At 72.9% G+C, this 23,098-nt stretch carries 21 protein-coding genes; 10 read left to right on the top strand and 11 right to left on the bottom strand.

Annotated elements, in window-relative coordinates; translation table 11 throughout:
• Window positions 1-1,124 (bottom strand): homocysteine S-methyltransferase family protein (locus AB0398_RS24725; protein WP_366377798.1); only part of this gene is annotated, 1,124 nt, incomplete at its 3' end.
• A gap of 243 nt (window positions 1,125-1,367) precedes the next feature.
• Between AB0398_RS24725 and AB0398_RS24720 the strand changes: the two genes are divergently transcribed.
• From AB0398_RS24720 to AB0398_RS24695, 6 genes are all read left to right on the top strand, one after another.
• Entirely contained in the window at window positions 1,368-2,132 is a 765-nt protein-coding gene (locus AB0398_RS24720) for an IclR family transcriptional regulator (protein ID WP_366377797.1), read from the top strand.
• A 380-nt stretch (window positions 2,133-2,512) separates the two neighbouring features.
• Window positions 2,513-3,271, top strand: coding sequence for an MIP/aquaporin family protein (locus AB0398_RS24715; protein WP_366377796.1), 759 nt, complete (start codon window positions 2,513-2,515; stop codon window positions 3,269-3,271).
• 35 nt (window positions 3,272-3,306) lie between these two features.
• The gene (gene glpK / locus AB0398_RS24710; RefSeq protein WP_366377795.1) at window positions 3,307-4,842 is read left to right on the top strand and encodes a glycerol kinase GlpK; all 1,536 of its coding nucleotides are present in this window, start codon (window positions 3,307-3,309) and stop codon (window positions 4,840-4,842) included.
• Between the two features lie 27 nt (window positions 4,843-4,869).
• Window positions 4,870-6,474 carry a glycerol-3-phosphate dehydrogenase/oxidase gene (locus AB0398_RS24705; RefSeq protein WP_366377794.1) on the top strand — a complete coding sequence of 535 codons (1,605 nt, stop codon included), beginning with the start codon at window positions 4,870-4,872 and terminating at the stop codon, window positions 6,472-6,474.
• Window positions 6,475-6,575: 101 nt separating this feature from the next.
• The gene (locus tag AB0398_RS24700; protein WP_366377793.1) at window positions 6,576-7,637 is read left to right on the top strand and encodes an LLM class flavin-dependent oxidoreductase; all 1,062 of its coding nucleotides are present in this window, start codon (window positions 6,576-6,578) and stop codon (window positions 7,635-7,637) included.
• 141 nt (window positions 7,638-7,778) lie between these two features.
• Window positions 7,779-8,957 carry a PAC2 family protein gene (locus AB0398_RS24695; RefSeq protein ID WP_366377792.1) on the top strand — a complete coding sequence of 393 codons (1,179 nt, stop codon included), beginning with the start codon at window positions 7,779-7,781 and terminating at the stop codon, window positions 8,955-8,957.
• Window positions 8,958-9,047: 90 nt separating this feature from the next.
• On the opposite strand, the gene mshC is transcribed toward AB0398_RS24695, so the two are convergent.
• The 4 genes from mshC to AB0398_RS24675 form a co-directional block, all read right to left on the bottom strand.
• Window positions 9,048-10,277 (bottom strand): cysteine--1-D-myo-inosityl 2-amino-2-deoxy-alpha-D-glucopyranoside ligase, encoded by a 1,230-nt coding sequence (mshC, locus tag AB0398_RS24690; RefSeq protein ID WP_366377791.1) that lies wholly within the window; start codon window positions 10,275-10,277, stop codon window positions 9,048-9,050.
• Window positions 10,278-10,482: 205 nt separating this feature from the next.
• A complete protein-coding gene (locus AB0398_RS24685) occupies window positions 10,483-11,289 on the bottom strand; it encodes an SCO1664 family protein (protein ID WP_366377790.1) in 807 nt (268 codons plus the stop codon).
• The gene (locus AB0398_RS24680; RefSeq protein ID WP_366377789.1) at window positions 11,286-11,876 is read right to left on the bottom strand and encodes a DUF3090 domain-containing protein; all 591 of its coding nucleotides are present in this window, start codon (window positions 11,874-11,876) and stop codon (window positions 11,286-11,288) included. Before AB0398_RS24680 ends, AB0398_RS24685 begins: the two co-directional genes overlap by 4 nt.
• A gap of 66 nt (window positions 11,877-11,942) precedes the next feature.
• Window positions 11,943-12,632 carry a histidine phosphatase family protein gene (locus AB0398_RS24675; protein WP_366377788.1) on the bottom strand — a complete coding sequence of 230 codons (690 nt, stop codon included), beginning with the start codon at window positions 12,630-12,632 and terminating at the stop codon, window positions 11,943-11,945.
• A 176-nt stretch (window positions 12,633-12,808) separates the two neighbouring features.
• On the opposite strand from AB0398_RS24675, the gene AB0398_RS24670 reads away from it, so the two are divergent.
• A complete protein-coding gene (locus AB0398_RS24670; protein ID WP_366377787.1) occupies window positions 12,809-13,801 on the top strand; it encodes a magnesium and cobalt transport protein CorA in 993 nt (330 codons plus the stop codon).
• A gap of 69 nt (window positions 13,802-13,870) precedes the next feature.
• On the opposite strand, the gene AB0398_RS24665 is transcribed toward AB0398_RS24670, so the two are convergent.
• Together AB0398_RS24665 and AB0398_RS24660 are read right to left on the bottom strand one after the other, a co-directional pair.
• Entirely contained in the window at window positions 13,871-14,656 is a 786-nt protein-coding gene (locus AB0398_RS24665) for a ferritin-like domain-containing protein (protein WP_366377786.1), read from the bottom strand.
• Window positions 14,657-14,928: 272 nt separating this feature from the next.
• Entirely contained in the window at window positions 14,929-15,978 is a 1,050-nt protein-coding gene (locus AB0398_RS24660) for an LLM class F420-dependent oxidoreductase (RefSeq protein WP_121828642.1), read from the bottom strand.
• 129 nt (window positions 15,979-16,107) lie between these two features.
• Here AB0398_RS24660 and AB0398_RS24655 point away from each other — a divergent pair, with 129 nt between their 5' ends.
• Together AB0398_RS24655 and AB0398_RS24650 are read left to right on the top strand one after the other, a co-directional pair.
• Window positions 16,108-17,085, top strand: coding sequence for an aldo/keto reductase (locus tag AB0398_RS24655; protein WP_366377785.1), 978 nt, complete (start codon window positions 16,108-16,110; stop codon window positions 17,083-17,085).
• Window positions 17,082-19,346, top strand: a complete 2,265-nt coding sequence (locus tag AB0398_RS24650) for a helix-hairpin-helix domain-containing protein (protein ID WP_366377784.1) — start codon at window positions 17,082-17,084, stop codon at window positions 19,344-19,346. Before AB0398_RS24655 ends, AB0398_RS24650 begins: the two co-directional genes overlap by 4 nt.
• Window positions 19,347-19,450: 104 nt before the next feature.
• Here AB0398_RS24650 and AB0398_RS24645 read toward each other — a convergent pair whose 3' ends face one another.
• On the bottom strand, window positions 19,451-20,125 hold the full coding sequence (locus AB0398_RS24645; RefSeq protein ID WP_366377783.1) for a hypothetical protein: 675 nt from the start codon (window positions 20,123-20,125) through the stop codon (window positions 19,451-19,453).
• Window positions 20,126-20,172: 47 nt separating this feature from the next.
• Here AB0398_RS24645 and AB0398_RS24640 point away from each other — a divergent pair, with 47 nt between their 5' ends.
• A complete protein-coding gene (locus tag AB0398_RS24640) occupies window positions 20,173-20,361 on the top strand; it encodes a DUF5703 family protein (RefSeq protein WP_015032473.1) in 189 nt (62 codons plus the stop codon).
• 105 nt (window positions 20,362-20,466) lie between these two features.
• Here AB0398_RS24640 and AB0398_RS24635 read toward each other — a convergent pair whose 3' ends face one another.
• The 3 genes from AB0398_RS24635 to AB0398_RS24625 all read right to left on the bottom strand — a co-directional run bounded on the left by AB0398_RS24635 (window position 20,467) and on the right by AB0398_RS24625 (window position 22,995).
• Window positions 20,467-21,159, bottom strand: coding sequence for a chaplin (locus AB0398_RS24635; RefSeq protein WP_366377782.1), 693 nt, complete (start codon window positions 21,157-21,159; stop codon window positions 20,467-20,469).
• 140 nt (window positions 21,160-21,299) lie between these two features.
• The gene (chpH, locus tag AB0398_RS24630; protein WP_030218232.1) at window positions 21,300-21,533 is read right to left on the bottom strand and encodes a chaplin ChpH; all 234 of its coding nucleotides are present in this window, start codon (window positions 21,531-21,533) and stop codon (window positions 21,300-21,302) included.
• Window positions 21,534-21,669: 136 nt separating this feature from the next.
• Window positions 21,670-22,995, bottom strand: a complete 1,326-nt coding sequence (locus AB0398_RS24625; protein WP_366377781.1) for a M20/M25/M40 family metallo-hydrolase — start codon at window positions 22,993-22,995, stop codon at window positions 21,670-21,672.
• Between the last annotated feature and the right edge of the window lie 103 nt (window positions 22,996-23,098).

Raw genomic sequence — 23,098 nt, 5'->3', positions numbered from 1 at the left:
AGCATCGCCTCACGGAACTTCTTCGACCCGTTCGCGTTCGTCCGCTCACCGATCGCCATGTACGACGTGTCCTGCCGGAACGGCACCGTCTGGTAGAGGGAGGCGGCGCCGGGCTCGGGGCGCGGTTCGCGGACGGCGGGGGTGAGGTCCCGGACCCGCTCCACGACCTGCCGCAGGTGCTCCGGCGTCGTACCGCAGCAGCCGCCGATGAGGGAGAGGCCGTAGTCCCGGACGAAGGCCTCCTGGGCGTCGGCCAGCTCGGCCGGCGACAGCGGGTAGTGGGCGCCGTCGGAGGTCAGGACCGGCAGGCCGGCGTTGGGCATGCAGGAGAGCGGGATCCGGGAGTGGCGGGCGAGGTAGCGCAGGTGCTCGCTCATCTCGGCCGGGCCGGTGGCGCAGTTGAGGCCGATCATGTCGATGCCCAGCGGCTCCAGGGCCGTCAGGGCGGCGCCGATCTCGGAGCCCAGGAGCATGGTTCCGGTGGTCTCGACGGTGACGGACACGATCAGCGGCACGTCGGCGCCCAGGGCGTCCAGGGCGCGGCGGGCGCCGATCACGGAGGCCTTGGTCTGGAGGAGGTCCTGCGTCGTCTCCACGAGCAGCGCGTCGGCGCCGCCGGCGAGCAGGCCCTCGGCGTTCTGCTGGTAGGCGTCGCGCAGGAGGGTGTACGGGGCGTGGCCCAGGGTCGGCAGCTTGGTGCCGGGGCCGATCGAGCCCAGGACCCAGCGCTGGCGGCCGTCCCGGGCGCCGAACTCGTCGGCGACCTCGCGGGCGATCCGGGCACCGGCCTCGGAGAGCTCGTGGACGCGCTCGGGGATGTCGTACTCGCCCAGGGCCGCGTGGTTGGCGCCGAAGGTGTTGGTCTCGACGCAGTCGACGCCCGCCGCGAAGTACTCCTGATGGACCGAGCGGACGATGTCGGGCCGGGTGACGTTCAGGATCTCGTTGCAGCCCTCGAGGTTCTGGAAGTCCTCGAGCGTCGGGTCCTGGGCCTGGAGCATGGTTCCCATGGCTCCGTCGGCGACCACCACGCGGGTCGCGAGGGCCTCGCGGAGGGCGGCGGCTCGGTTCCGGTCGTCTCCGGAGGCGGAGGCGGCGGCGGAAGGGGACGGCAGCGGGGCCATGGGCGATCTCCCTGGAATGCGACGGCTGTCGGCTTTGCGCCCTCGGTGGAGGGGGCACGGAGTCAGCGTAACCGCGCCGGGGCCGGGGCGGACACGGTGTCCCACGAGGCGGACGGCATCCTTTGTCCGGGGACTCCCGGTCCTGCCCCTCCTTGACCGACACTGTGGAATGTGACGCAAGGTCGGCATCGACCGATAGTGTTCAGCATTGTCGAACAGTGTGAGAGGGATAGGGGCCGGGCGATGGCTAAGAACATCCAGTCGCTTGAAAGGGCGGCGGCCATGCTGCGACTGCTCGCGGGCGGCGAGCGCCGGCTCGGTCTTTCCGACATCGCGTCCTCGCTCGGGCTCGCCAAGGGAACGGCCCACGGGATCCTGCGCACCCTCCAGGCGGAGGGCTTCGTGGAGCAGGAGGCGGCGTCGGGCCGCTACCAGCTGGGCGCGGAGCTGCTGCGGCTCGGCAACAGCTACCTGGACGTGCACGAGCTGCGGGCGCGGGCCCTGGTCTGGACGGACGACCTGGCCCGGTCCAGCGGCGAGAGCGTGCACCTGGGGGTGCTGCACCAGCGGGGCGTGCTGATCGTCCACCACGTCTTCCGGCCGGACGACAGCCGCCAGGTCCTGGAGGTGGGGGCCATGCAGCCGCTGCACTCCACGGCCCTGGGCAAGGTCCTCTCGGCGTACGACCCGGTGGCGCACAGCGAGGTGCTGGAGGTCGAGCGGGAGGCGCTCACGCCCCGGACGACGACGGAGCTCGGGGACTTCGAGACGCTGCTCGACACGGTGCGAGCCCGGGGCTGGGCAGCGGACGTGGAGGAGACCTGGGAGGGCGTGGCGTCGGTGGCGGCGCCGATCCACGACCGGCGGCGGATGCCGGTGGGGGCGGTGGCGGTGACGGGTGCCGTGGAGCGGCTCTGCCCGGACGGCGAGCTGCGTCCGGAGTTGGTGGCGGCGGTGCGGGACTGCGCCCGCGCGGTCTCCCGGGACCTGGGGGCCGGCCGCTTCTGAGGCCCCCGCACGGCCTCCCGGGGCCTGGGGGCCAGGCGCTCCCGAGGCCTCCGCGCGGCCTCCCGGGAGTTGGGGCCGACCGCCTCCGAGACCTCCGGGACCGCCCTGCCCCCGTACTCCCCCGCCCTCTGTCGATACCCCCTCCAACCCGCCGGTAACGATCGCGTTATCGGCGGGTTTTTCACTTCCCAGACCCTTGACGCGCTGTTAACCCGGGGGCAAAACTTCCGTTCACCGGTCGGCATTGCCGAACACCTAACGGCAATACGCGCTAGAGTGTGGCAGTGCCAAGGGCCGGAAACGCCCTCAACACGAGGGTGCGGACCATCGGAGGGACCCGTGGTTCGCCTTCCCCTGGACGAAGGACAAAGGAGTCGCGGGTGTCCAGCTCCGACATCTTCCTCGGCGAGACCATCGGTACCGCCGTACTCATCCTGCTCGGCGGTGGCGTGTGCGCCGCCGTCACGCTCAAGAGCTCCAAGGCCCGCGGCGCGGGCTGGCTCGCGATCACCTTCGGGTGGGGCTTCGCCGTCATGACGGCCGTCTACATGACGGCTTCCCTCTCCGGCGCCCATCTGAACCCCGCCGTCACGGTCGGAATCGCGATCAAGGACGGGGCCTGGGGCGACGTGCCCGTCTACTTCGCCGGTCAGATGATCGGCGCGATGATCGGCGCGGCGCTGGTCTGGGTGGCCTACCACGGCCAGTTCCAGGCCCACCTCACGGACCCGGAGACCATCGGAGAGAAGCCGATCGAGGGCCCCGGCCCGGTGCTCGGCATCTTCTCCACGGGCCCCGAGATCCGCAACACCTGGCAGAACCTGGCCACCGAGGTCATCGGCACCGTCGTGCTCGTGCTCGCCGTGCTCACCCAGGGCCTCAACGACAGCGGCAAGGGCCTCGGCGTCATAGGCGCCCTGATCACCGCCTTCGTCGTGGTCTCCATCGGCCTCTCGCTCGGCGGCCCGACCGGCTACGCCATCAACCCGGCCCGCGACCTCGGCCCGCGCATCGTGCACGCCCTGCTGCCGCTGCCGAACAAGGGCGGCTCCGACTGGGGCTACGCCTGGATCCCGGTCGCCGGTCCGCTGATCGGCGGCGCCCTCGCCGCGGGTATCTACACCATCGCGTTCGCCTGAGCCGTCCTTCTTCCAGACCTCCCTTGGAGCACACCGTGACCGACTCCCACACCTCCGGCCCCTTCATCGCCGCGATCGACCAGGGCACCACCTCCTCCCGCTGCATCGTCTTCGACAAGGACGGCCGGATCGTCTCCGTCGACCAGAAGGAGCACGAGCAGATCTTCCCGAAGCCGGGCTGGGTGGAGCACGACGCCGCCGAGATCTGGACCAACGTCCAGGAGGTCGTCGCCGGCGCCCTGGAGAAGGCGGAGATCACCGCCGCCGACGTCAAGGCCATCGGCATCACCAACCAGCGCGAGACCACGCTGCTGTGGGACAAGAACACCGGCGAGCCCGTCCACAACGCCCTCGTCTGGCAGGACACCCGCACCGACACCCTCTGCAAGGAGCTCGGCCGCAACGTCGGCCAGGACCGCTTCCGCCGCGAGACCGGCCTCCCCCTCGCCTCGTACTTCTCCGGCCCGAAGGTCCGCTGGCTGCTCGACAACGTCGAGGGGCTGCGCGAGCGCGCCGAGCGCGGCGACATCCTCTTCGGCACCATGGACTCCTGGGTCATCTGGAACCTGACCGGCGGCGTCGACGGCGGCGTGCACGTCACCGACGTCACCAACGCCTCGCGCACCATGCTGATGAACCTCCACGAGATGGCGTGGGACGAGCGCATCCTGCAGTCGATGGAGGTCCCGGCCGCCGTGCTGCCGGAGATCCGCTCCTCCGCCGAGGTGTACGGCACGGTCAAGGGCGGCGTCCTCGACGGCGTCCCGGTCGCCTCCGCGCTCGGCGACCAGCAGGCCGCCCTGTTCGGCCAGACGTGTTTCGCCGAGGGCGAGGCCAAGTCCACGTACGGCACCGGCACCTTCATGCTGATGAACACCGGCGACAAGGTGATCAACTCCTACAGCGGCCTGCTGACCACGGTCGGCTACCGGATCGGCGACGAGAAGCCGGTCTACGCCCTGGAGGGCTCGATCGCCGTCACCGGCTCCCTGGTGCAGTGGATGCGCGACCAGATGGGCCTGATCAAGTCCGCCGCCGAGATCGAGACCCTCGCGTCCTCGGTCGAGGACAACGGCGGCGCCTACTTCGTCCCGGCCTTCTCCGGCCTGTTCGCCCCGTACTGGCGCTCCGACGCGCGCGGTGTCATCGCCGGCCTCACCCGGTACGTCACCAAGGCGCACATCGCCCGCGCCGTCCTGGAGGCCACGGCCTGGCAGACCCGCGAGATCGCCGACGCCATGACGAAGGACTCCGGCGTCGAGCTGGCCGCGCTCAAGGTCGACGGCGGCATGACCTCCAACAACCTGCTGATGCAGACCCTCTCGGACTTCGTGGACGCGCCCGTCGTGCGCCCCATGGTCGCCGAGACCACCTGCCTCGGCGCCGCCTACGCCGCCGGCCTGGCCGTCGGCTTCTGGCCCGACACCGACGCGCTGCGCGCCAACTGGCGCCGCGCCGCCGAATGGACCCCCCGCATGGACGCCGACAAGCGCGACCGCGAGTACAAGAGCTGGCTGAAGGCCGTCGAGCGCTCCATGGGCTGGCTCGAAGACGAATCCGACGAGCAGTAAGAGCGAGCAGTAAGAGGAGTAAGCGACATGACCACCCTGCAGAGCGTCCCCGCCCTGGGGACGCGCCCGGCTGCCGGTTCCCTGCCGAGCCGCGCCGAGACCCGGGAACAGCTCTCCAAGGCGACGTATGACCTCCTGGTGATCGGCGGCGGCATCCTGGGCATCTCCACCGCCTGGCACGCCGCGCAGTCGGGCCTGCGGGTGGCCCTGGTGGACGCCGGCGACTTCGCCGGCGCCACCTCCTCCGCCTCCTCGAAGCTGCTCCACGGCGGCCTGCGCTACCTGCAGACCGGTGCGGTGAAGCTGGTGGCGGAGAACCACTTCGAGCGGCGCGCGGTCTCCCGCCAGGTGGCCCCGCACCTCGCCAACCCGCTCACCTTCTACCTGCCCGTCTACAAGGGCGGCCCGCACGGCGCGGCCAAGCTGGGCGCCGGCGTCTTCGCGTACTCCGCGCTCTCGGCGTTCGGCGACGGCGTCGGCCACCTGCTCTCCCCGGCCAAGGCCGCGCAGGACGTGCCGGAGCTGCGGACCGAGGACCTGAAGGCCGTGGCCGTCTACGGCGACGACCAGATGAACGACGCCCGGATGGCGCTGATGACGGTCCGCGCCGCGGTCGACGCCGGTGCCACCGTGCTCAACCACGCCGAGGTCACCGGTCTGCGCTTCACCCGCGGCCGGGTCACCGGCGCCGAGCTGAAGGACCGCACCAACGGCGACGAGTTCGGCGTGAGTGCCCGTCTGGTCCTGAACGCGACCGGCCCGTGGGTCGACCACCTGCGGAAGATGGAGGACCCGAACGCGGCCCCCTCCATCCGCCTCTCCAAGGGCGCGCACCTGGTCCTCAAGCGGACCTCGCCGTGGAAGGCCGCGCTCGCCACCCCGATCGACAAGTACCGCATCACCTTCGCCCTCCCCTGGGAGGACATGCTGCTGCTCGGCACCACCGACGAGGAGTACGAGGGCGACCCCGGCCAGGTCGAGGTCACCGAGAAGGACACCGCCCAGATCCTGGACGAGGCCGCGTTCTCCATCCGCGACCAGCAGCTGTCGCGCGACCTCATCACGTACGCCTTCGCCGGTCTGCGGGTGCTCCCCGGCGGCCCCGGCGACACCTCCAAGGCCAAGCGCGAGACGGTCGTGACCGAGGGCCGCGGCGGGATGCTGTCGGTGGCCGGCGGCAAGTGGACGACCTTCCGCCACATCGGCCGCACGGTCATGAAGAAGCTGGAGCAGCTGCCCGGGCATCCGCTCGGCGAGGACTACGAGCCGGTGTCGGCGCTGCCGAAGCGGCTGCCGCTGCCCGGCATAGCCAACCCGAACGCGGTCGCCCACCGGCTGCTCGTCGACGGCCCGGCGCCCGGTCCGCGCATGGCCGCCGACACCGCCAAGCACCTGGCGACCCACTACGGCTCGCTCTCCTTCGAGATCGCCCGCATGGCGAACGAGAACCCGGAGCTCGCCCGCCGCGTCCACCCGGACGCGCCGGAGATCTGGGCGCAGGTCGCCTACGCCCGCGACCACGAGTGGGCCGAGACGGCCGACGACGTGCTGCGCCGCCGCACGACGCTGACCATCCGCGGTCTGGCGACGGACGAGGTCCGCGCCGGGGTCGAGTCGATGCTGGGCAAGTAACTCGCCTGTTTCCAGGGGCGGTTCCTCTTCGGAGGGGCCGCCCCTCCGGCGTGCCACACTGCGTCCACACGCCCGCAACACTCCGCGCGCAGAGTTGAAGCATGAAGTTTCAGGTGCTCACGATCGTCCACCACTCCCCTCATCCGCTCACCGGCGAACTGCTGTCCGCCGCCGACCGGTTGGAGCAGGTCGTCACGCTCGGCGAGACCGCCGAGCGGCTGGGCTTCGACGCGTACGCGGTCGGCGAGCGGCACGCGGGCCCGTTCCTCTCCTCGGCCCCGACCGTGCTGCTCGCCGCGCTCGCCGCCCGCACCACCCGGATCCGGCTCCTCACCGGCGTGACCGTGGTCGCGATCCTGGACCCCGTCCGGGTCGCCGAGGACTACGCCACCCTCGACCAACTCTCCCGGGGCCGGCTCGAACTCGTCGTCGGCAAGGGCGCGGAGGCCGGCCACTTCGACCTCTTCGGCCTGGACGAGGAGCGGCAGTGGGACCTCCAGAAGGAGAAGTACGAGCTGCTCCGCCGGCTCTGGACCGAGGAGGGCGTCGACTGGGAGGGCGAGTTCCGGCCCGCCCTGAAGAACGTGACCACGGTCCCGCGCCCGTACGCCGGTCCGCCCCGGATCTGGCACGGCTCGGCCACCAGCCTCAACTCCCCCGAACTCGCGGCGAAGCACGGCGACCCGCTCTTCACCGCCAACGCGATCCAGCCCCGCGAGGCGTACGCGAGGCTCATCGCCCACTACCGCGAGAAGTTCGAGGAGTACGGGCACGACCCGGCCCACGCGCGCGTGGCGGCCGGTTCCGGCGGGCTGCTCATCGCCGACACCCCCGAACAGGCGGTCGCCCGCTACAAGGACCTGTACGAGGCGAAGGTCCGCCAGAGCTTCCGGCCGCACCTGGAGGGGAAGGCCGGCTACAACACCCCGTTCCGCACGATCGAGGACGCCATGGCGGGCGGGCCCCAGCTGATCGGCTCGCCGCAGCAGATCATCGACAAGATCCTCGGCTACCACGAGCACTACGGACACGACCTCCAGTCCGTCACGGTCGACACCTTCGGGCAGTCGACGGCCGAGCAGGCCGAGACGCTCCAGCGCTTCGCCGAGGAGATCGCTCCGGTGGTCCGGAGGGAGGCGCCCAGCACCCTCTGGGAGGAGTGACCCCGCCGTGTGCGGAGGTGAGTTCCTGGGTAGTCGATCAAGGCCGCACGGGTTTTCGGGGATGTCCGGGGGCTGCGGACGGACCGCCGGAAAGCCGTAAGGTTGGTCCGTACGACAGGAACTTCGAGAAGGAGGCGCTGGGTGATCGAGCTCGAGGGGGTGCCCGAGCTGATCGACCCGGTCATGGTGGCCGCGTTCGAAGGCTGGAACGACGCCGGGGACGCCGCCTCCACCGCGGTCGCCCATCTGGACCGGGAATGGAAGGGCGAGGTGTTCGCGGCGCTCGACGCCGAGGACTACTACGACTTCCAGGTGAACCGGCCCACGGTCTTCCTGGACAACGGCGTGCGGAAGATCACCTGGCCGACGACCAGACTCTCCGTGGTCCGGGTGGGCGGCGACAAGCCCCGTGACCTGGTGCTCGTGCGCGGCATCGAGCCCTCGATGCGCTGGCGCTCCTTCTGCAACGAGCTGCTCGCCTTCGCGCACGAACTGGGCGTGGAGATGGTGGTGATCCTGGGCGCGCTGCTCGGCGACACCCCGCACACCCGGCCGGTCCCGGTCAGCGGAGTGACCTCCGACCCGGACCTGGCGCGCACGATGGACCTGGAGGAGACCCGGTACGAGGGCCCGACGGGCATCGTGGGCATCCTCCAGGAGGCGTGCACGCACGCGGGCGTGCCGGCGGTGAGCCTGTGGGCGGCGGTGCCGCACTACGTGTCGCAGCCGCCGAACCCGAAGGCGACGCTGGCCCTGCTGAACCGCCTGGAGGACCTGATCGGGATGCGCATCCCGCTGGGCGAGCTGCCCGAGGACGCGCGGGCCTGGCAGGTGGGCGTGGACCAGCTGGCGGCCGAGGACAGCGAGGTCGCCGAGTACGTGCAGACCCTGGAGGAGGCGCGGGACACCGCGGAGCTCCCGGAGGCGTCGGGCGAGGCGATCGCCCGCGAGTTCGAGCGGTACCTGCGGCGGCGCGAGCCGGGTACGGGACCCGGTCCGGGAGTGGCGACGGAGGGCGGGGACTCCCCGTTCCTGCGCGACCCCGGCAGCGGCCGCACCCGCCCCCCGAAGCCGGAACAGCCGGGACCGGAGGCGGTTCCGGGCGCGGAGTCGGTTCCGGAGCCGGGTGCGGGTGCGGGTGCGCCGGACGGCGGGTCCGTTCCGGACAGGGGCGCCACGGGCGAGAATCCGTCCGGCGAGAACCCGTCCGGCGAGAACCCGTCCGGCGAGGGTCCGGATGCCGGTGGTCAGGACGACGGTGGTCCGGACGGCGAGGGACCCAAGAACGACGAGGGCCCGGGCGACGACTCCGGCAGGTGACGAGCGAAGAGCAGTGAGGGAGGGGCGCCCGGTTACGGGCGCCCCTCCCTCGTGTCGTCGTGTGGTGCCGTGCGGAACCCCTCCGGCGTCCTACAGCGCGACGCCCAGGAGCGCGTCGACCGTGCGGGAGGCGAGGCCGGGAGCGGATTCGTCGGTGCCGCCCCCGGACTCCTGGAGCGCGGCCCAGCGGTCGACCGCGGCGAGCGCGGCCGGCGTGTCGAGGTCGTCGGCGAGGGCCTCGCGGACCTCCTCGACGAGGGCGTCGGCGGACGGTCCGTCGGGGCGGGAGACGGCGGCGCGCCAGCGTCCGAGGCGCTCCACGGCGTCCTGGAGGACCTGGTCGGTCCACTCCCAGTCGGCGCGGTAGTGGTGGGAGAGGAGCGCGAGCCGGATGGCGGCCGGGTCGACGCCGTCGCGGCGCAGCTTCGAGACGAAGACCAGGTTGCCCCTGGACTTGGACATCTTCTCGCCGTCGAGGCCGACCATGCCGGCGTGGACGTACGCCTTGGCCATCGGGAACTCGCCGGTGAGGGTCTGGGCGTGCGAGGCGCCCATCTCGTGGTGCGGGAAGATCAGGTCGGAGCCGCCGCCCTGCACGTCGAAGCCCATGCCGAGGTGGTCGAGGGCGATGGCGACGCACTCGATGTGCCAGCCGGGGCGGCCCGCGCCGAGGCTGCCGCCGTCCCAGCTCGGCTCGCCCTCGCGGGCTGCCATCCAGAGCATGGGGTCGAGCGGGTTCTTCTTGCCGGGGCGCTCGGGGTCGCCGCCGCGCTCGGCGGAGAGGTGGCGCATCAGCTCGGTGTCGTAGTTCGAGACCCGGCCGAAGTGCGGGTCGGCGTCGACGGAGAAGTAGATGTCGCCGTCGAGCTCGTAGGCCGCGCCGGAGTCCCGCAGGCGCTCGACGAGCGGGACGATGCCCGGTATGGCCTCGACCGCGCCGATGTAGTGCTGCGGGGGGAGCATCCGCAGGGCCGTCATGTCCTCGCGGAAGAGGGCGGTCTCGCGCTCGGCGAGGCCGACCCAGTCGACGCCGTCGCGGACCGCGCGCTCCAGGAGGGGGTCGTCCACGTCCGTCACGTTCTGGACGTAGTGAACCTGCCGCTTGGTGTCGAGCCACACGCGCTGAACGAGGTCGAACGCGTTGTAGGTCGCCGCGTGACCCATGTGGGTCGCGTCGTACGGGGTGATGCCGCAGACGTAGATGCGGGCGACGGGGCCGGGGGCGAGGGTGACTCGTCCGCCGGTCGCGGTGTCGTGGATCCGGAGGTCGCGGCCCTTGCCGGGAAGGGCGGGGACCTCAGAAGCGGGCCAGGCATGCATGACCCGAGCGTAACCGGACAGGTGTTCCGGATACGAACCGGATCCGGGATCTTGACCGATTAGGCGGTCTTGCGGGGACGATGCGCACGTGCGTACCCCTGAGGGGTGCCTTTCGGTGCCGCTCGGCTTGGCCGGAACCTTTCGGTCGAACCCCTGGGGCGCCGGGGCCGCAGGGGCCCTGGAGCGGCCCCCGGGACGGCGGTTCTCAGACGGGCGGCCAGGGGAGGGCGGGCCACTGCCCCGAGGGCTCCGGGTGGCGTCCGCTCGCCCGCAGGGCCGCCACGCGGGCGCGTACCGCCGCCACCTCGGCGCCGGTGAGCAGTTCAGCCAGTCGGGTGGCGAGCGGCGCTCCGGGCGCCAGGGTCCGGTCGAGACCGTCGAGGACCTCGACCGCCTCGGCGGGCAGCTCCTCGCCCGCCCATCCCCACAGCAGGGTGCGCAGCTTGTCCTCGACGTGGAAGGTGACCCCGTGGTCGATGCCGTACAGGTGTCCGCCGGGGGCCGGCAGCAGGTGCCCGCCCTTGCGGTCGCCGTTGTTGACGACGGCGTCCAGGACGGCGAGCCGCCGCAGCTCGGGGGTGTCGGCGTGGACGAGGAGGGCGGTGCGGCCCTCGCCGACCTCGGCCTCCCCGACGGCCTTCCAGCCCTCTCCCGGCTCGTCGTCCTCGGTGAGGGCCAGGAGCCGCGCCTCGGGGTCGGCCTCGATCCAGAGCTGGACCATGCCCTCCCCGTACGGGCCGTCGCGCAGGACCGTCGGCGGGACCAGGCCCCAGCCGGTGGCCTCGGAGACCTCGTACGCGGCGACCTCGCGCCGGGCGAGGTTGCCGTCGGGGAAGTCCCACAGCGGCCGCTCCCCCGCGACCGGCTTGTAGACGCAGGCGGCCTCCCGGCCGTCGTACGCGACGGAGCAGTACAGCACGGCGTTGGAGGCCTCGCGGATCCGGCCGCGCACGGTCAGCTCACCGCGGGCGAGCAGTTCCGCGCCCGGCAGGGTCTGGGGGCTGCTGCTCATGCTCCGCGGCGGTATCCGTTCTGGCGGGGGCAGACGTGCCCCTCGGGGTCGAGCGGCAGGCTGCACAGCGGGCACGGCGGGCGGCCGGCGTTGACGACGTCCAGGGCGCGCTTGGCGAAGGCCCGGGCCTGGGCGCCGCTGAGGCGGACCCGGAGCATCGGCGGGCCATTCTCCTCGTCCTGGAGCAGCCGCTCCTCGGCCTCGGCGAGGTCCTCCTCGGAGTCCGCGTCGAGCTCCACGAGGGCCTGCGCCTCGACGATCATGCGCTGCTCCTCGCCGTCCCAGGCGAGCGCCATGGTGCCGACCCGGAACTCCTCCTCGACGGGCGCGTCGAGGGGCGCGGTGTCCGCGATCTCGGTGGGGGCGACGGCGGGCACGGGCGCGTTGCCCCCGGTGCGCCGGACGACCTCGTCGAGGAGTTCGTCGATGCGCTCGGCGAGGGCGGCGACCTGCATCTTCTCCAGGGCGACGCTGGTGACCCGGCCGCCGGCGGACGCCTGGAGGAAGAACGTACGGCGGCCAGGCAGCCCGACCGTACCGGCCACGAAACGCTCCGGTGGGTCGTAGAGGAACACCTGACGGGACACGTTCCCGACTCCTTGCGTCTCGACGGTCGTACTACAGCGGCGCGTCCACCCTACTGCGCGAAGGGATCACGGTGCGCCCGCACCGCCACCGACCTCGGCCGCCCCACTGTCCCCGGGGCGCTCGCGGGGGGCGAATCCGGCGAAGTCCCCCGTGTCGCCGAGCCGGAGGAGGAAGGGACGCAGGCGCGTGTAGCGGATGACGGTGACCGAGCAGGGGTCGACCTGGACGCGCTGGAAGAGGTCGAGGTGGAGGCCGAGGGCGTCCGCCACGAGCGACTTGACGATGTCGCCGTGGGAGCACATGAGGTAGCAGGCGTCCTCGCCGTGCTCGGCCTCGATCCGCGCGTTCCAGTCGCGCACGGCCTCGACGGCGCGGTTCTGCATGGCGCGCATGGACTCGCCGCCGGGGAAGGCGGCGGCGGAGGCGTGCGCCTGGACGACCTCCATCAGGGGCTCGTCGTTGAGCTCGGCGAGCTTGCGGCCCGACCAGTCGCCGTAGTCGCACTCGTTGATCCGGTCCTCGACGTGGAGCGGGAGGTCCGGGCGGGCGTCGAGGAGGGGCCGCAGGGTCTCCCGGCAGCGCTGGAGGGGGCTGGAGACGGCGGCGGCGAGCGGGACGTCCGCGAGGCGCCCGGGGAGGGCGGCGGCCTGCGTGGCCCCGCGCTCGTCGAGCGCGATCCCGGACGTGCGCCCGGCGAGGAGCCCGGAGGTGTTGGCGGTGGAGCGTCCGTGCCGGACGAGGATCAACGTGGCCATGGCCGCCAGCCTAGGCGGTGCCCGGTGCGGGCCCGTCCCGTCCGGGGCCCGCCGCACGCGCGCGTGCGTGCGGAGCACGGTGCGTCCGGTGGACCCGCCCACGCGCGCGCGTGCGGAACGAAACCAGAGGTCCGCGCGCGCCGTACGCATGCATGCCGGAGGCGTTCGGGGGGAGAATGCGCCCCGTGATCGTGGACTCTGCCATCTACCGGGACGGGCGCCGCACGGACGGGCCCGCCGACCTCTCGGACGCCCTGGAGGAGGCGCGGTCGAAGGGCGACGCGTTCCTGTGGGTGGGGCTGCACGAGCCCACGGAGGCGGAGTTCGAGCACGTCACCTCGGAGTTCGCGCTGCACCCGCTGGCCGTGGAGGACGCCCTGAAGGCCCACCAGCGGCCCAAGCTGGAGGTCTACGACGACTCGCTGTTCATGGTGCTCAAGCCGGTCGTGTACGAGCCGGAGAGCGACCGGGTCTCCTCGGGCGAGCTGATGCTGTTCGTCGGCGACTCGTTCGTGGTCACGGTCCGGCACGGCGAGGGGGCCCCGCTGGCGGAGGTGCGCCGGCGCCTGGAGGCCGACCCGGAGGTCCTGAGGCACGGGCCGACGGCGGTCCTGTACGCGGTGAGCGACGCGATCGTGGACCACTACCTGGAGGTCGCGGGCGAACTCCAGGTGGACCTGGAGGAGCTGGAGGCGGACGTCTTCGCACCCGCCGGGGACGCGGGCTCCAACACGGCGGCGCGGATCTACACGGCGAAGCGGCAGGTCCTGGAGTTCCGGCGGGCCAGCAATCCGCTGGCCGGGCCGATGGCCCGGCTCACGGCCGGTTCGGTGCCGTTCGTGAACGAGCACTCCCAGCCGTTCTTCCGGGACGTCAACGACCATCTGCTGCGCTCCAACGAGCAGGTGGAGAGCCTGGACCGGCTCCTGTCCGACGTCCTCTCGGCCCATCTGGCGCAGATGGGGGTGCGGCAGAACGACGACATGCGGAAGATCTCCGCGTGGGCGGCCATGGCCGCGGTCCCCACGATGGTCGCGGGGATCTACGGCATGAACTTCGAGCACATGCCGGAGCTGCGCTGGGGGCTGGGGTATCCGGCGGTGATCCTGGTGATGACGGGCATCGTCGTCACCCTGTACCGGATGTTCAAGCGGCGCGGCTGGATGTAGGCCCTCTTCGTTCGAGCGGCGCGGCTGGATGGAGAAGCGTTCCCGCCGCGGTGTGCGGGACCCCCCGGATCAGAAGGCGGGGGCGGGGGTCGCCGGTCCCCCGAGCGCGTCGAGCCGCTCGGGCATCCTGAGGTCGATCATCTTGTGCCACCCGGCGGCGCGCTCGTACGCGTACATGCCGTGGATGCCGGCGGCGAGGGCGAGGGCCTTGGGCTTCGGCCACTTCAGGATGCGGCCCATGTGGCGCATCACGGCGAGGCTGACGTCGCGGTAGACCTGGATCTCGACGAGGGCGGACGCGCGCAGGGTCCGCTGGATCAGTCGGCCGTGGCCCTGGCGGGCGAGGCGGAGCAGTTCCTCGTGGCAGTAGGCGAGGTGGTTCGCCTCGTCGTTGTCGATCATGTGGATGGCCTTGCCCAGTTCGGGGTGGTCCCCGAAGTACGTGACGAGCATGTCCATCTGGTCGGCGGCCCGCTGCTCGGTGACCCGGCTGTGGGCGAGGTAGACGATGACGTCCCGATCGGTCAGCGGCTCGTCGCGGCGGAGCTTGTCGTGCGCGAGGCCGATGCCGCGCTGTTCGAGGAGCATCGTGTAGTCGGTGTCGGGGGGCACCGGGACGGGTTCGAGGCCGCGCTTCTTCATCAACGCGTTGAAGATCCGGCCGTGCTTGTCCTCGTCGGCGCCGTGTCGGACGATCTTGGGCGCGAGTTCGCGCATCCCGGGGGCGACGAGCGCCGCGATCCGGCCGTTCTCCCAGCCGCCCTGGGTCTCGCCGCTCGCCGCGATCGAGCAGAAGAGCCGGAAGGACTCGTCGTCGTCGATGATTTCCTGGAACAGGCCCTTGGCCGTGAGCATCGCCGCCACCTCCGTGCGGACGTTCGCACTCCGGTACGTCCGGGGGGCACCCCGTCCGGGGAGAACGAGTCAAGTCCGGTCCGGGGCGGCGGGCAACACGGGGGCGGGAGCGGTTCGGCCGAAAGAGTGAGCCCCGAGGGCGTAACCAGGGGCCCGCCGGAGCCGTTGTGCTGCGTGACGGCCGTGGCGGGGAAGACCCCCGAGCCCCCACCACGGCCGCAGACCTCACCGGCGGCTCCGTGCGGGACATCCCGTACGGAGCCGCCGGCGCGTCACGCGAGTCCCGCCCGCTCCAGTGCCTCGACGCCCGCCCGCAGGGCCGCCACCCGCTCGTCCAGGGTGAAGCCGGCCGGGGCGACGGTGAGGGTGGTGACCCCGGCCGCGGCGTAGGCCGCCATCCGGTCCGCGATCCGCTCGACGGAGCCGAGCAGGGTGGTCCGGTCGATCAGCGAGTGCGGCACGGCGGCCGCGGCCCCCGTCTTGTCGCCGGCCAGGTACTTGTCCTGGACCTCGGCGGCCTCCTTCTCGTACCCCATGCGCCGCGCGAGCTGGTTGTAGAAGTTCTGCTTGCGGCTGCCCATGCCGCCGACGTAGAGGGCGGTGTACGGCCGGAACACGTCGGCGAGCGCGTCGACGTCGTCGCCGAGGGCGAGCGGCACGGTGGGACAGACGTCGAAGCCGTCCATGGTCAGGCCGGCCTTCTCGCGGCCCGCGCGGATGTGCCGCAGGGCCGTGTCCTCCAGGTGGTCGGCGGAGGGGAAGATCAGCAGGGCGCCGTCGGCGATCTCGCCGGTCTGCTCCAGGTTCTTGGGGCCGATCGCGGCGATGTAGAGCGGGATGTGCTCGCGCTGCGGGTGCACGGTGAGCTTGAGGGGCTTGCCGGGGCCGTCGGGGAGCGGGAGGGTCCAGTGCTCGCCCTCGTAGCTCAGGCGCTCGCGGGTCATGGCCTTGCGGACGATCTCGACGTACTCGCGGGTCCGGGCGAGCGGCTTGTCGAACTTCACGCCGTACCAGCCCTCGGAGACCTGGGGTCCGGAGACGCCGAGGCCGAGGCGGAAGCGGCCGCCGCTGAGCGAGTCGAGGGTGGCGGCGGTCATCGCCGTCATGGCGGGCTGCCGGGCCGGGATCTGCATGATCGCGGAGCCGACGTCGATCCGCTCGGTCTTCGCCGCCACCCAGGCGAGGACGGTGGGCGCGTCGGAGCCGTAGGCCTCGGCGGCCCAGCAGACGTCGTACCCGAGGCGGTCCGCCTCCTGCGCGACGGCGAGGTTGTCGCCGTCCATACCGGCGCCCCAGTAGCCGAGGTTGATGCCGAGCCGCATTCCACGCACCCCTTACCCATCGGTAACGTCTCTGTGGGCGGGACTCTAGCGCGCGGTCGGCGCCTCCGACAGGACGTGGTTGTCCACAGCCTCCCTCCGCGTGGTGCCCCGGCCAGTAATCTCGCGCCCATGGAGCAGAGGCATCTCGGACGTACGGGCCTGCGTGTGTCGCGCATCGGACTCGGCACCCTCACCTGGGGCCGGGACACCGACGAGCACGATGCCGCCGAGCAGCTGAAGGCGTTCTGGGACGCCGGCGGCACGCTCGTGGACACCGCCGACGTGTACGGCGGCGGCGAGGCGGAGTACCTGCTCGGACGCCTCATGGAGCGGCTCGTGTCCCGGCAGGACCTCGTCCTGTCGACCAAGGCGGGCAGCGTCCCCGATCCCGACCGGCGCACGGACGGCTCGCGCGGGCACCTGCTCGCCGCGCTCGACGCCTCCCTCGCCCGGCTCGGCACGGACCACGTGGACCTGTGGCAGCTCCACGCCTTCGACCCGCACACGCCCCTGGAGGAGTCCCTCCAGGCGCTCGACATCGCCGTGCGCAGCGGACGGGCCCGGTACGCGGGCGTGGCGAACTTCTGCGGCTGGCAGCTCGCCAAGGCGGGCACCTGGCAGCTCGGCGGGGACCGGACCCGGCTCGCGGGCGCGCAGCTGGAGTACTCGCTGCTCCAGCGGGGCGTGGAGCGCGAGGTGCTGCCGGCCGCCCTGGACCTCGGGATAGGTCTGCTGCCCTCCTCGCCGCTGGGGCGCGGCGTCCTGACCGGGAAATACCGGAGCGGGACGCCGTCGGACTCGCGGGGCGCGTCCGAGACGATGGCGCCGTTCGTGGAGCCGTACCTGGACGACGCGGCGAGCCGGATCGTGGACGCGGTGACGACGGCGGCCGACGGCCTCGCGACGACCCCGCTGCACGTGGCGCTCGCCTGGGTCCGCGACCGGCCCGGGGTGACCGCCCCGATCGTCGGCGCGCGCACGTCGCGGCAGCTCGCGGCCGCGTTGTCGGTGGAGGCGCTTAGTCTTCCTGACGAGATCTGTCGGGCGCTGGACGACGTGTCGGCGCCCGTGCACCGCTATCCGGATCACGACTGGAGCACCTTGTGACCGAGCCTTCCGGGGAGACCGCGCCCGAGGCCCCCGAGGACGTGGAGCCCACCGAGGACGTACGGGAGGGGACCGAGACGGCCGGGGAGGCCGGGACGGCCCCGGACGACGGGCCGGAGGAGGCCGACGCGACGGGGGACGCGCCGGAGACGACCGATGCGACGGAGGACGCGCCGGAGACGACCGACGTGACGGCCGATGCGACGGAGGACGGGCCGGAGGAGACCGAGGAGGCCTTCGGGCAGCCGGGCCGGGACGCCGGGAAGACCGGCGGCTCCGACGCCGCGCCCGAGCTGAGCGAGGCGCAGGCCGAGCTGGCCGCGCAGCGGGAGCTGCGGGCGAGGATCGAGGCGCGGAAGGCCGAGAAGGACGGCCCGGTCACGGCCGGCGCCAAGCTGAGCGGGACCGCCGCGGACCTCCTCGCGGCGGTCCGGGCCGTGGAGGGCGGTGCGGCCAAGGGCAGTGCCTTCTACGAGGCGACCGACCCGGTGCCCCGGCCCCCCGCCCCCGAACGGGCCCCGGCGCCGACCCCCCCCTCCCCCGCACCGGAGCACCCCACGGCTCCGGCGCCCGCCACCACGGCCGCCGTCCGCGAGGTCCTGGCCAGGGGCGGCGCCCCGGAGGCGCTGGCCGGGCAGGTGGCCGCCGCGCTCGGCGAGGGCGCGGCCGCGGCGCTGTCCGACGACCCCTGGCAGCTCCTCGCGGTGGCGGGAGTGCGGCCGGAGCAGGCCGACGGCTTCGCGCGGGCGCTGCTCGGCCCCGACTGCGGCCCCGGCGACCCGCGCCGTACGGTCGCCCTCACCGTGTGGCTCCTGGAGCGGGCCGCGCTCCAGGGGCACACCGCCCTGGAGGCCGGGACCGTGCGCGCCGGGCTCGCCGCGCACTCCGTGCCCGACCCCGAGGAGGCGGTCGACACGGCGGTCTCCGAGGGGGCGGTCCACCTCTTCCAGGAGGAAGGGGAGGAGACGGAGGAGGAGCCCGGCGAGGACGCGGACGGGGCCTCGGAAGAGAGCAGGGAGAACGGCGAGGAGCCGCCCGCGCTGCTCGGCCTCGACCGGTACGCGCTCGCGGAGGAGAGCCTCGCGGAGGGCCTCGCCCGTCTCGTCAGGACGGCCGCGGCCGACGCCTGGGAGGGCGCCGAGCTCGAACGCGCCGTCGGCGCGCACGGCCTCGTCCTGCACACCGGCGGCGAGGCCGCCCGCGCCGAGCCGGTGGCGCTCGCGGCGGCGGCCCGGGAGCGGGGCCTTCGCGCCCTGGTCGCGGTCCACTCCGACGACGGGCGGCGCGCGCTCGGTGCCGCGGGGACGGAGGCCGTGACGGTCGCCGCCCTGCTGTCCGGGGCGGCCGGACCGGGCCGGGACGAGGACGGGGCCCTCGCCCTGGACCTCCTGGCGGTGCTCGACGCGCCGCAGCTGGACGTGGAGACGGCCGCGACGCTCGTGGAGTCGCTGCCGGACGGCTGCCGCCTGGTCCTGAGCGGCGACCCGGAGGTCCTCGGGGCCCCGGGCGCGGGCCGGGTCTTCGCCGACGCGCTCGCGGCCGGGGTGTGTCCCCGGATCGCCTCGCGCGTTCCCGATCCGGGGCCGCTCGGCGAGCTGGTGTCGGGCATCGGCGTCGGCGAACTGAACCAGGTCGAGGCCCCCGGCAAGGAGGTCGTCATCGTCCCGGTGCGGGACGCGGGCGAGGCCGTGCACCGCGCCGTCCAGCTGGTGGCCGACTCGGTGCCCCGGGCGATCGGGGTGCCGCCGGAGCGGACGCAGGTCGTCACGGTCGGCCACGGCGGCTCGGCGGGCACGCGCGCGCTGAACGCCGCCCTCAAGCAGCGGCTCAACCCCGGGCCCGGCCGGTTCGGCGGCTACGACCCCGGCGACCGGGTGGCGTACGCGCCGGTGCCGGGGCGGACGGTCACCGGCACGGTCCTCTCGGCCGACGCCGAGGGCCTGCGGCTGCGCTGCGGGGACGACGAGGTCCTCGTACCGAAGGAGCGGGTGGAGTCGGCGCTGCGGCACGGCTGGGCGCTCACCGCGCACCAGGCGGCCGGGACGCGGTGGCCCGCGGTGGTCGCGGTGCTGCCCGGGGACGCGGTCGGGGGCCTGAGCCGGCCCTGGGTGTACACGGCCTTCGGCCGGGCGGAGCGCCATCTGTCGGTCGTGCACGGCGTGGACCAGGCGCTGCCCCGGGCGGTGGCCGAGGGGGTGGCCCCGGAGCGCACGACCCGGCTGCGGCCGCTCCTGGAGGGGCTGCTCGCCGCCGGGGAGTAGGGCGGCGCGGGAACGACGGGAGGGCCGGGACGCCTCGTACGGCGTCCCGGCCCTCCCGCGTGTTCGCGTCTCCGCGCCGCCGCCTCCCCGCGGCGGCCCGGAGGTCAGGCGCGGGCCCTCCCGGACGGGCCATGGCCGTCGCCGCCGTCGCCGCCGTCCTCGTCCTCGTCCTCGTCGAAGACGGAGCTGACGTCGAAGCGGCAGACGATCCGCTCGGGATCGGCGTGCTCGAAGGGGGCGTTGAGCCACTCCCCCGGTTCGGGGAGTTCGTCGGCCGCGACGACCCAGAGCGTGGAGTCGCCCTCCTCCAGGCCGAAGTCCTTGTGCCGGGAGGCGATCTCGTCCGGTTCGTACTCGCCGAAGAGCACGCCGAGCGCGGCGAGGGGCGACACGCCGGCCTTGGCGGCCGCCCCGGTGACGTACTCGCCGCCGGCCTCGGCGACGCGGCGGGCCTGGGCGAGCAGTCGTCGGGGTTCCGCCACGGCGTAGTCGCGGCGGATCAGGAGGCTGAGGGCGTGGGGCTCGTCGGGCCCGGTGTAGGGCGGCAGGGAGCCGTCCGCGCCGGGGATCTCGAAGGGGGTGACCTCGTCGTAGTGGTCGTAGAGGAGTTCGTCGTAGGTCTCGGCCGCCGAGGCCAGGGCGTTGAAGGCCTCGTAGACGGCCGGGTCGTCGTCCCCCGTGCGGCGTTCGACCGCCGCGAGGTGACGGTCCAGTGCGGCTTTGACCGCCTCGGCGGCGGCACGTACCTCGGCAGCGGTGGGCTGCGCAGCATCAGACATGGGACAGACGCTATCCGTACCGGGGCCGTGCCCGCACAATAGATGCGATGCCGGAATACGAATTTGTCGACGTGTACGTGCCGCGCGGCGTCTCCCGCAAGGAGGCGACGCGCCTGCTGACCGACCATGCCGAGTACGGACACTGGGAGTTGGACCGTCTGAGCCTGCACCGGGACGGGAGCCGCAGAGTGCGGCTGAAACGGCGGATCATCCGCCAGGTCAGGGCGACCTGGTAATCGGAGAGAACGACGAGAAGGGGCCCCGCGGTGTGCGGGGCCCCCCGTGCGTGGTGCGCGTCCGCGCGTGGTGCTCGTCACACGGCCCCGGGCCGTGCGGCGGGCTCAGGCGGCGCGGCGGGCGCGGCGGTAGATCAGCGAACCGGCGAGCAGCAGTCCGGCGCCGGCGGGGACGATCACGCCGAGCGGCCCGGAGCCGGTCTCGGCGAGCTCCTCGACGGCCCGCGGCGTCGTCCCGGTGTGCGTGCCCGGGGTGTTCGACCCGCCGTCGGTGCCGGGGGTGCCCGGGGTTCCGGGGTTGCCCGGATTGCCCGGATTTACGGGGGTTTCTGGGGTCTCCGGATTCCCCGGCCGCGTCGGCTCGACGCCGTTGCCGCAGTCGTTGCCCGCGGCCGGGTTGAGGAGCCCGATGACCGAGACGCTGTTGCCGCACACGTTCACCGGGACGTCGACCGGCACCTGGACGTTGTTGCCGGAGCCCACGCCGGGCGAGCCGCTCGTGTGGCCCCCGGCGGAGGATGCGCCACCGGGCGTGCCCGGCTTTCCGGACCCGGAGACGTTGGCGCACTTGTTGCCCATCGCCGGATTCAGCAGTCCGACGACGCTGACGGTGTTTCCGCAGGCGTTCACCGGCACGTGGACCGGGACCTGGACGGAGTTCCCGGACGCGACGCCCGGGGAGTTCACGGCCGCGCCGCTCGCACCGGAGTCGGCGTACGCGTGACCGCCTCCGATCGCGGCGAAGACGCCGCCGGCGGCCGCGACGGTGATGAGGCCCTTGCGCGTGACCTGTCGCATAGCTTGTTCCCTGCCTGCTCGGCTTCCAAAGGGTGCCACCGGGCGAAGGGCCCGGGGCGGAAATGGCCACCGGCCCCGGAGTGCATGGCACGCACTCCGGGGCCGGACCGGCTCACGCCCTCACGGGGCGGGGCACAACGTCAGGCGTTGACGCAGGTGTTGCCGAAGGCGGGGTTCAGCAGGCCGATCACGGAGACCGTGTTGCCGCACAGGTTCACGGGAACGTGAACCGGCACCTGGACGACGTTGCCCGAGAGGACACCGGGGGAACCGATGGCCGCACCCTGGGCACCCGCGTCGGCAACGGCCATGCCCGCACCCGCGAGAACGAGACCGCCAGTGGCAGCCGCAGCAGCGACGACCTTCTTGATCATTATTCCTCCTAGTTGGCAATGCGGCCCCAGCCGCGGACCGCACACCTGTAACGAGGGGGAGGGGTGGGGGCTACGAGCCCCCGGGTTCATTCACTCTTTTCGGGCAAAGGCAAACGCGCGGACGAATTCGGCGCGCTCAGGAGGCGTCCAGGAAGCGGTCCAGGACGCGGGCGCCGAACTTGAGGCCCTCGACCGGGACCCGCTCGTCCACGCCGTGGAACATGCCGGCGAAGTCGAGCTCCGGCGGGAGCTGGAGCGGGGCGAAGCCGAAGCAGCGGATGCCGAGGTCGTCGAAGGACTTGGCGTCGGTGCCGCCGGAGAGCATGTACGGCACGGCGCGGGCGATCGGGTCCTCGGCGCGCAGGGCCAGCTGCATGGCGTCCACCAGGGCACCGTCGAAGCTGGTCTCCAGGGCCTTGTCGCCGTGCACGTCCTCGCGCTTCACGCGGGGGCCGAGGATCCGGTCGAGGTCGGCCAGGAACTCCTGCTCGTACCCGGGCAGGAAGCGGCCGTCGACGTGCGCCGTGGCCTGGCCGGGGATCACGTTCACCTTGTAGCCGGCGCCGAGCATGGTCGGGGCGGCCGAGTTGCGCAGGGTGGCCCCGATCATCTTGGCGATGCCGCCGAGCTTGGCGAGGGTGGCGTCCATGTCCTCGGGGTCGAGGGGGGTGCCCAGGGCGTCCGAGAGCTCGTCCAGGAAGGACCGGACGGTCTTGGTGACCCGCACCGGCCACTGGTGGCGGCCGAGCCGGCCCACCGCCTCGCAGAGCTCCGTGATGGCGTTGTCGTTGTTGGTCATCGAGCCGTGGCCCGCGGTGCCCTCGACGGTCAGCCGCATCCAGTGCATGCCCTTCTGGGCCGTCTCCACCAGATAGAGCCGCAGGTTCTCGTTGACGGTGAAGGAGAAGCCGCCGACCTCGCCGATCGCCTCGGTGACCCCCTCGAAGAGGTCCCGGTGCTCGTCGACCAGGTACCGGGCGCCGTAGGTGCCGCCGGCCTCCTCGTCGGCGAGGAAGGCGACCACGACGTCGCGCGGGGGCTTGCGACCGCTGCGCATCCGGTCCCGCACGACCGCGAGGGTCATCGCGTCCATGTCCTTCATGTCGACGGCACCGCGGCCCCAGACGCAGCCGTCGGCGATCTCCCCGGAGAAGGGGTGGTGGGTCCAGTCCTCGGCGTTGGCCGGGACGACGTCGGTGTGGCCGTGGATCAGCAGGGCGGGCCGCGACGGGTCCTCGCCCTCGATCCGGGCGACGGTGGAGGCCCGGCCCCGGTGCGACTCGAAGATCTTCGGTTCGAGGCCGACCTCGGCCAGCTTCTCGGCGACGTACTCCGCCGCCGCCCGCTCCCCCGGCCCCGAGTGGTCTCCGTAGTTGCTGGTGTCGATGCGGATGAGGTCGCGACAGAGGTCGACTACCTCATCCTCGCCGCGGACGCTCCCGGCCGTGTTCGACTCGCTCACGCTGCTTCCTCCCACTACGTGCCCCCACGTGATCGCTGGTGGTCACCCCCCCATCCTCCCGCGTGGCCCCCTCATGGCCCAAGGCCGCCCGCCGACCGTCATG

Origin of the sequence: Streptomyces sp. NPDC086147 (assembly GCF_040702165.1) — a bacterium.
Taxonomy (GTDB): domain Bacteria; phylum Actinomycetota; class Actinomycetes; order Streptomycetales; family Streptomycetaceae; genus Streptomyces.
The sequence above is the reverse complement of the archived record's forward strand: the minus strand, read 5'-3'. Positions and strand labels throughout refer to the sequence as shown.

Bases quoted from the DNA above. Each gene is read 5' to 3' on its own strand.
- AB0398_RS24720 (WP_366377797.1), top strand. From the start codon at position 1,368: ATGGCTAAGAACATCCAGTCGCTTGAAAGGGCGGCGGCCATGCTGCGA.
- AB0398_RS24705 (WP_366377794.1), top strand. From the start codon at position 4,870: ATGACCACCCTGCAGAGCGTCCCCGCCCTGGGGACGCGCCCGGCTGCC.
- AB0398_RS24700 (WP_366377793.1), top strand. From the start codon at position 6,576: ATGAAGTTTCAGGTGCTCACGATCGTCCACCACTCCCCTCATCCGCTC.
- mshC (WP_366377791.1), bottom strand. From the start codon at position 10,277: ATGCATGCCTGGCCCGCTTCTGAGGTCCCCGCCCTTCCCGGCAAGGGC.
- AB0398_RS24685 (WP_366377790.1), bottom strand. From the start codon at position 11,289: ATGAGCAGCAGCCCCCAGACCCTGCCGGGCGCGGAACTGCTCGCCCGC.
- AB0398_RS24675 (WP_366377788.1), bottom strand. From the start codon at position 12,632: ATGGCCACGTTGATCCTCGTCCGGCACGGACGCTCCACCGCCAACACC.
- AB0398_RS24670 (WP_366377787.1), top strand. From the start codon at position 12,809: ATGCGCCCCGTGATCGTGGACTCTGCCATCTACCGGGACGGGCGCCGC.
- AB0398_RS24665 (WP_366377786.1), bottom strand. From the start codon at position 14,656: ATGCTCACGGCCAAGGGCCTGTTCCAGGAAATCATCGACGACGACGAG.
- AB0398_RS24660 (WP_121828642.1), bottom strand. From the start codon at position 15,978: ATGCGGCTCGGCATCAACCTCGGCTACTGGGGCGCCGGTATGGACGGC.
- AB0398_RS24655 (WP_366377785.1), top strand. From the start codon at position 16,108: ATGGAGCAGAGGCATCTCGGACGTACGGGCCTGCGTGTGTCGCGCATC.
- AB0398_RS24645 (WP_366377783.1), bottom strand. From the start codon at position 20,125: ATGTCTGATGCTGCGCAGCCCACCGCTGCCGAGGTACGTGCCGCCGCC.
- AB0398_RS24640 (WP_015032473.1), top strand. From the start codon at position 20,173: ATGCCGGAATACGAATTTGTCGACGTGTACGTGCCGCGCGGCGTCTCC.
- AB0398_RS24635 (WP_366377782.1), bottom strand. From the start codon at position 21,159: ATGCGACAGGTCACGCGCAAGGGCCTCATCACCGTCGCGGCCGCCGGC.
- chpH (WP_030218232.1), bottom strand. From the start codon at position 21,533: ATGATCAAGAAGGTCGTCGCTGCTGCGGCTGCCACTGGCGGTCTCGTT.